The organism is Candidatus Hydrogenedentota bacterium (assembly GCA_012523015.1).
Lineage (GTDB): Bacteria > Hydrogenedentota > Hydrogenedentia > Hydrogenedentales > CAITNO01 > JAAYBJ01.
In genome coordinates this window covers 1-7,873 of sequence record JAAYJI010000224.1, presented here as the reverse complement: position 1 = coordinate 7,873, position 7,873 = coordinate 1, and the positions used below count along the sequence as shown (strand labels likewise).

Here is a 7,873-nt window from a genome sequence, read left to right as displayed (position 1 = left end):
TGACTTATCCGATCAAATTGTAATTGCACATGAAATCAAAACAAACGTTCCGGGCGAATACCGTGTTACCTATAATGTCAAAGACTCCACCGGGCAAGCCGCGCCGGAAAAAATACGCACAGTCATTGTCAGCGGTGACTTTGAGCTTTATGTAAACAATTTTGTCAGCAGAACCTCCGAGGGAATTTATATCTCCTACTTAGACTGTAATCGTGAGTATGATGATCCGGGCGCATATGCTCAAGATGCTTGTGATGGTGATCTCACCTATGCTATTCAATCCGAAGGAACAGCCGATATACGATCCGGCGAAGTAGGGCGAAGTTTTGACATCCTTTATAAAGTGCGCAACTCACGTGGTAATGAATTAAAGGCAACACGCCGCGTTATTGTCCGCGACATATTCGAACCGGCGGTCTCTTTATTAAATGCCGGCGCGGCCAACGTCACGCTGCTTCCCGATGAAAAAGAAGATCCGGATTGGTGGGTAGTCGCCTACGCTAACTATAATAACGTTTATCCAAAGGGGCATCCGAAGCGGTATTTTGACCTGCCTCCTAACTGGCGAATAGAAGATTATTCCGGTGGAACAAATTCAGACTTCACGCCGCAGGCATGGAGCTGCAACAAACCCAATTATGAAGATCCCGGTGCGTTGGCCATGGATGAGTGTGAAGGTTCTATTGATCCGGTCAAAATTTTATCCATACTGATTTATTGGGATAAACGTACAAGCAAATGGTATTTTGAATGGCTGGGATTTTTGAATGATCCTTCCAATCTTCCGCCCCCATTGGTAAATGTTAGACCCTATCGCATGTTTTATCTCTGTGCTGACTCAAAACGCAATGCCCCGTGGTCGTCGTGGCCGGCAGGTTTTTCATCTGTTCGCACGCGTCAAATTATGCCCCTTTACACTGTCAGTATCAGAACCACCGATGGTTCTGATATCTCAGAAAAACAAATCAGCTGCAATGAAATCTTTGATCCCTATGCGAATGTTATTGCCATAAGTGCCTGTGAAGGAGATATTTCTTCCAAAATGACCGTAACCTACAGCGGTGTTGATTTTACGAAACCTTTGAGTCCGGGCAGTTATCGAATCCGTTATGATGCACAAGACGCCTACGGCACAATGGGACGCGTAGATCGCACCATTAATGTTATTGATGGCGGCCGCCCCGTAATTACAATTTTGGATGCAGAGGGGAATCCCAGCGCAATCCCAAAAATGACGATTCCGTGGTGTATGTTAAGAGATCAGTTGGATGAGGATCCCAATTGGTGGAAAGAATCGCCCCATTTATTTGAATCTAACTGGTTCATCTTCCGACCCGGCGTAGGTTGGCGTGTCAGAGACAATTGTGCCGATGAAAGTGTACTGACAAACCAGACGCAAATATCAAAACAAACTGAACTGCGCAGGGCTCTGGAAATGCTGCCTTCCGTTCGCGAACAGAGCACCCCTGAGTATCCCATTGATCCAGCCCGCTGGCTTCGTCTTTACACCCTCATTCATAATGTTAGTGACGGCTCCGGCGAAAACTCTGCTCAAGCACTCCCCGCCTATCGCATTATCGAGGTAGTCGAAACGGTGCCCGTTATAGAACTCGTTGACGGATTAAGCGAAACCATGACGCTTGAATGCGGCGTTAAAAATTCCAAACTTTATCAATTGCTTAACAAACCGGGGACACCTGAAGAACTGTTACGGTCCTTGGTCAGTGTTAAAGATAAATCTAAGTTGCCCAATGTTCCCGAATGCAAATGTGATGAGCTCGATGACGAATTCCTCGACATTTCCGGACATTTGGAACTGAGCGACCTGTCTAACCCCGGCGTGTACACTGTCGTCTATAATGCCATGAATGCGTTGGGTAAAACTGTGGAAGAGCCGCTTGTGTTTACGGTCACGGTGGCAGATACCAGAGCGCCTGTAATGACGATTATTCCAAAAGACGATGTGATCATTGATCCTTCGCTGCAATGGAAAGTGGGTGAGCCTTTCGATTACACCACACAAGTCAACATTACCGCTCATGACGCCTGCGACGGTGAATTGACTCCCGTACTGCGTGACACCCATAAAATGAATTTTGACAGTCCGGCACAAGGTCAATATAGCCTCGTTTTCGAGGCAACTGATCAAGCGGGCAATACCCAAACAGTCATCTTGATTGTCAGTGTTGAAGCTGAATTCATCAACCGCTTCCCGACTATCAAACTTTTGGGCGCAGAAGGCGTTGTCCTTGAATGCCATGGGGTTTATGTGGATGCCGGCGCACGTGCAGAAGACGAAGTTGACGGTGATCTCACCGCCTCCATTCGCACTACCGGATACGTGAACACGAGATCGCCCGGAAAATACACCCTTTCCTATACTGTTACGAACAGCCTCGGCAATACCGAAACCGTGGAACGGGTCGTAACCGTAGAAGATACCGATGCCCCGATTATTACGCTTCGCGGACCGACGCGCATGACGCTGTTCTTAAATCAGAGTTTCATAGAGCCCGGCGCCATTGCCGAAGACGTATGTGACGGAACGGTCAATGTCTTGGTACAAGGCGTTGTCAATACAGCGGTTGCCGGCGAATACCAATTGACCTATACGGCTGTTGACCGTGCGGGCAATGAAGCCTTCCCGCTCAAACGGGTGATTACCGTGCTGAAGCAGTCAAAAGATTCTGCTGAAGAAGGCGAAGGCGATAATCGCCGTGAAGGGGAAGGCAGAGAAGGCGAAGGCGGTCGTGAAGGGGAAGGGACACCGCCCGTTATAGAAGATCTCGGTCCATGCAACAACGCCTTTGGATGCTTTAACTGTGTGCGGCAAGGGCCAACCGGTCCCACGTGCCCGAAATCGATGGAACGTTTCCTGGGAGATTTCCTGATCCTTGGACTTGGGATGATGAGCCTCTTGGCCTTCAATCGGCTGCGCTAAGAAATAATACAAGCCCGCGATTTATGATCCGGCGATGACGATGGACACCGCTCAAACGGCTGTCGTGAGATCGGATTGTGAATCGCGGGCTTTTTCTTTAACAGTCGTGCTCTCGTTTCATTTCTCTGTGCTGAGCGTCTATCTGTAACACAGTCGACTGTTGTATGAACAGCGTGATGTTCGTCCCCCTTGCCGCGCGACGCTGCCGGGCGCCAATCAAATCACGAAACGAAATTATAATCCCAACTGATCCATGACTTGGCTTTGTCTGTCTGACGACTGCTGCGAAATAGACTGGACATTATTTTTAAGATGGGATCTTGCCGCTGTGGCGCCTGCTGTGCTGCCATTACCCAATCCGGATTGGATGCCCATGCCGCCGCTGCTTTGGCGGGCAGGCATTCCCCCGCTTTGAGGGACATGCTGTTGCGCATGCTGCACGTTAGCAGCCTCACCGGGTAATAGTACATCGCCGTTTTGGTTATTGTAGACAAATGCTTCACCGGACACGGTTCTGGGCAGTTCATCCAGATACTGGGGGTACAGGTCATCCAGTGTACCGGGATAAAAGCCGACAGCCATGCCGTAGCGTTGAATAGCCCCTTTAATTTCTTCCACCTTTCGTTTATCGGTCATATAGTCGACGGATACGGTGGGCACGGTGAGGGTGCCTGTTGCCGGGTCGTAGGCGTAGAGACTGCCATCCGCCTGTTGCGGCAGAGTCGGCAAATATTTGGGTACGAGCGCATCAAGGGAGGGCGGGTTTTCACCGTGCTCAGCCCGATAGCTTTGAACAGCCCGATCAAAGGTCAAGTCGTTGACCTGTTTCTTGACTGTTTCCAACTGTCTGGCGGCGGCTTTTGCATTTTGTGCCTGCAGTTCTGCCTGCACGGCCGTAGTCGCGACCAACTCCACGCCGCAGCCGGAAAGATAGAGCAGCAACCCGATTACAGCCAAGACGTTGAATGTGAACTTTGTATTATAATACGTATGCATAGCATTTCCTTTCTTAGAAGAAACACAGCAAACTGGTGAAGGATTCCGACTCACTCAAGGAACGTGAAATTTCCTTTTCCATTGCGAAACTATAAAAGGTCTATACATAATTATACACCCTTCCGGATCAGCCCTTTTATTTTTTTTATTCTATGCGAAGAAGATCCATAATTTGACCGATCCAAAACAAAGGTTATGATCGAGGAAAGACACTTCTTATGAACAGCCGCGAACGCGTCCTAGCTTCACTCAATTTTACGGAACCGGATCAAATTCCCAAAGATTTGGGTGCCATGCCCTCCACGGGGATCAGTTGCTTTGCCTATCCACGGTTGGTTAAAGCCTTGGGGCTTCCGCCCCGTAACGTTCGGGTTCACGACACGAGCCAAATGCTCGCCTTAGCAGATACGGATGTTCTGGATGCCCTTGGCTGTGACGTTGTAACGATCCAACCGGATCTGACCAATGCCTACCCCCAGCCGGAACGATGGCATCCCTACGATTTCAATGGACGCCTTGATGCGGCTGTCTTTGATCCCACCGCCTTTGAAGTGCTGCCCGACGGCAGCTTGTATCAACGGGCTATTGAATCACAGATGCTCCCCTCGGCTTATGTGTTTTCCGCAGAACATGGCGGACAACCCTTAGTTTTAAACGGACCGCTGCCCAAACCGAATTTGGATACGCTTAATGCCTCTTTAGAAGCGGCTCTGCCCACCCTTGCGGAAGTGAACGAATTTCAAGACATGGTTCGTCATGCACGGCGGAGCACAGACCGCGCAATCATGTTTCACGGCATCTCTGCGGGAATCGGCATCGGCAATTTTACAGGTATCGCCATGTTCCCCTTGCTGTGCCTTCTTGAGCCGGAATTTGTAGTGGAGTTACATGAGCTGGTCGTATCCCATGCTATCAAACGAATGGAACGATACCTGCCTGAGGTGGCGGATCATATCGACATCTATATGAGCGGAGCCGATGACTGGGGCACGCAAAATAACACCATCGCTTCACCCGACACCTACCGCAGCCTGTTTCAACCCTATTATCGCCGCATGAACGACGCGATCCATGCCATGAAACCAGATATCAAATGCTTCTTCCACTCCTGCGGCGCTGTTTATGATCTCATTGACGATTTCATTGACAGCGGCTTTGACATCCTCAATCCCGTGCAATGGACAGCAGGCGGTCATTCTTGGAAAGAATGGAAAGACAAGGCACGCAAGCGCATCGCACTGTGGGGCGGCGGCGTTGATACGCAGGGCCTTCTATCGCAAGGTTCGGAGGAAGCCGTTGCCGATCAAGTGCGGGAAATCACAGCCTACATGGGCAAAGACGGCGGCTATGTCTTTGGTGCGATCCACAACATTCTGGCGGAAATCGACGCACATAAAATCATCACGCTCTATCGTGCCGCCACGCCTTGAATGAAAAACGAGGCGTAATCTTAAAGTACAGTGATCCTATAATCCGGATTCACGCTCACAAATTACGGGCGGATCCGCTTTATAAGACGCCACGCTGCGTTCGATCAACCGGCGGGGATCATCATCAAAAAACATTCGGCTGCCGGTCGGTTTCTGAATCACTTCTAAAATCTCTTCAATATGATCGGCTATGCCGCCTGTGCCTGTTAATACACCAATCATCCGCCCCTCGTCATAGGCAATGGCGAACTCCCCTAGGGTACCGGATCTGCCGCCGGCAATGATCACGATATCGCAGCTGCGCACGCCAATGATTTCTCTGCCCATAAGTCCGGAGCCGGTGTAAATCATCACGTCAATATTTTCTATGGGGCTATTGTAACGGCCGATATGTTCTTGAATGCTCAAGGCAGGTGAAACACCGATGGTGAGCCCGCCCCGCTCTTTACAGCCGACCACAGCGGCATGGGGCAAGCCCGGGCATCCACCCGTAAGAATTGCACAGCCTGCATCGGCAATGGCGCGGCCCAGTTCCGTACAGCGCTCTAAGATCTCCGCGTCCATTTCACCGCCGGCAGAGCCCATAACACCAATCTTGATCAATCCCGAATAAATACCGTTCATCTACTACTCCTTTTTACTATTTTTTTCACGATAACATTCATCAATGAGTACTTTAGCATGTTTTAAGCTGGCTCCCGATGCAGAGCCGTCCAAGAGCCGTGCAATCTCCAGTCCTCTTTCTGTATCGCGCACTTCCCGTACCTTCGTGGTGGTACCGTCTTTTGTCTCTGATTTTTCAATCACAAAATGCGTTTGTGCCGTTGCGGCAATTTGCGCCAAGTGGGTGATACAAATGACTTGATGCCGTTGCGCCAAGGCTGTCAGCGCCCGGGCGACGCGCCTGGCCGTGCTGCCGCCTATGCCTGCGTCGATTTCGTCGAAAACCAAGGTGGGCACCGTATCCTGCGCTGCGAAGACAGATTTTAGCGCCAACATGATCCGTGAAATTTCGCCGCCCGAAGCGATCTGACGCAGCGGTTTCAATGCTTCTCCTTTGTTGGCAGAAAGCATAAAACTTAATTTATCGATGCCGTCTTTATTCAACTTCACCGCTTCAAGATGACTTTTGAAAGATGCGTTGGGCATATCTAAAGTGCGGAGCATGCGTTGAATAGCGCCGTCCATTGTTTGGGCGGCTTTATGGCGCTTCTGCGACAATATCGTCGCTTTTTCATGGGCACGATCCACCAATTCCCGGTATTCTTTGCGCAGGACAAGTAAACGCTCGTCTCTGTCTTCAAATTCGGCCAGCGCTTTTGCCGTCTTTTCACGATACGCTAAGATAGCGCGCACATCATTTCCATATTTGCGTTTAAGTGTGGAAATTAAGGACAAACGTTCATTGAGATGATTGATTTGTTCCGGGTCATATTCAATGATGCCGGTAAAGCGGCGCAGTTCTGAAGCGACTGCTTCAATGGAGATTCTCGCCTCACTCACATAGCGTGCCTGCTCCCTAAAATCCGCATCGATCTGTTCCAGTTCCTCAAGAGATTTTAAGGCTTCAGCAAGGATATCAACAGCAGACACGCCGTCTGATTCGTAAAGTGCCGCGTAGGCAGAGGATGCGAGCCGATAAATCGTCTCTGCATTGTTGATGCGGTGCAGTTGCTCCCGCAGCTGTTCTTCTTCATCAGGAATCAAGGCGGCGCCATCAATTTCACTGAGTTCATGACGCATAAATTCGACCTGCCGAATCCTGTCGCGGTCATCGGCTTCGAGCCGCTCAATGTCGGCAGCGCGCTGATGCATCTCTTTGACCAAAACTTTGATCTCTTCGACCAGCGACTCCACGCCTGCGCAAGCGTCTAAGAGGCGCAGTTGACATTCCGGCTTGAAGAGGGATTGATGCTCATGCTGACCGTGTAAATCAACCAGTTCATCGCCGATGGAGGTCAACACCGATACGGGAATCACGCGGCCGTTGGCGAGAACGCGATTACGCCCATCGGCAGCGATGGACCGTGACAAGATGAGCTGATCCTCTTCCACGGGGATATCCAGATCCTCAAGCAAGGTCAACAAAGGGGCTTGCGCAGCATCAAGGCGTACGATAAGATCCAATACGGTTTTTCGTGCTCCTGAGCGTATAACGTCAGCAGAGGCACGTCCGCCCAAAACCAAACCCAGCGCCCCCACCACAATGGATTTTCCCGCGCCCGTCTCCCCGCTGAGCACATTCAGGCCCGGTTTAAATTCTACGCTCAAGTTATCGATAATTGCGTAGTCGCGTATATGCAATGTCTCCAACATAAGATGCGGTTCAACCTTTTATAAAGGGTTATGAACGAATGGGGCGGTCTAAGCCTGTGGCCTACCAAAGAAGATTGTATCATAGGAAAGCCCGAGCAACGGAGATGCAGATACACCCGCAGATTCAAGGTTGAAATGCAACCGGTCAAAAAAAGAGGACATCACAGAGATCTTCGGTACAATAGTTCTA

General features: G+C 50.2%; 4 protein-coding genes and 1 pseudogene. 2 read left to right on the top strand and 3 right to left on the bottom strand.

Annotated elements, in window-relative coordinates:
- On the top strand, window positions 1-2,941 hold a 2,941-nt coding region (locus GX117_09530), incomplete at its 5' end, for a DUF5011 domain-containing protein (GenBank protein NLO33577.1).
- 234 nt (window positions 2,942-3,175) lie between these two features.
- On the opposite strand, the gene GX117_09525 is transcribed toward GX117_09530, so the two are convergent.
- The gene (locus GX117_09525; GenBank protein NLO33576.1) at window positions 3,176-3,937 is read right to left on the bottom strand and encodes a hypothetical protein; all 762 of its coding nucleotides are present in this window, start codon (window positions 3,935-3,937) and stop codon (window positions 3,176-3,178) included.
- Window positions 3,938-4,155: 218 nt separating this feature from the next.
- Here GX117_09525 and GX117_09520 point away from each other — a divergent pair, with 218 nt between their 5' ends.
- A complete protein-coding gene (locus GX117_09520) occupies window positions 4,156-5,367 on the top strand; it encodes a hypothetical protein (GenBank protein ID NLO33575.1) in 1,212 nt (403 codons plus the stop codon).
- A gap of 36 nt (window positions 5,368-5,403) precedes the next feature.
- Here the strand turns inward: GX117_09520 and GX117_09515 are convergent, their stop codons facing one another.
- Together GX117_09515 and recN are read right to left on the bottom strand one after the other, a co-directional pair.
- Window positions 5,404-5,991: a hypothetical protein gene (locus GX117_09515; protein ID NLO33574.1), complete on the bottom strand. Its 588-nt coding sequence runs from the start codon at window positions 5,989-5,991 to the stop codon at window positions 5,404-5,406.
- 3 nt (window positions 5,992-5,994) lie between these two features.
- Window positions 5,995-7,683, bottom strand: a pseudogene (gene recN, locus GX117_09510) (DNA repair protein RecN).
- Between the last annotated feature and the right edge of the window lie 190 nt (window positions 7,684-7,873).

Coding starts and splice junctions, on each gene's coding strand:
- GX117_09515 (NLO33574.1), bottom strand. CDS start 5,991: ATGAACGGTATTTATTCGGGATTGATCAAGATTGGTGTTATGGGCTCT.
- GX117_09520 (NLO33575.1), top strand. CDS start 4,156: ATGAACAGCCGCGAACGCGTCCTAGCTTCACTCAATTTTACGGAACCG.
- GX117_09525 (NLO33576.1), bottom strand. CDS start 3,937: ATGCATACGTATTATAATACAAAGTTCACATTCAACGTCTTGGCTGTA.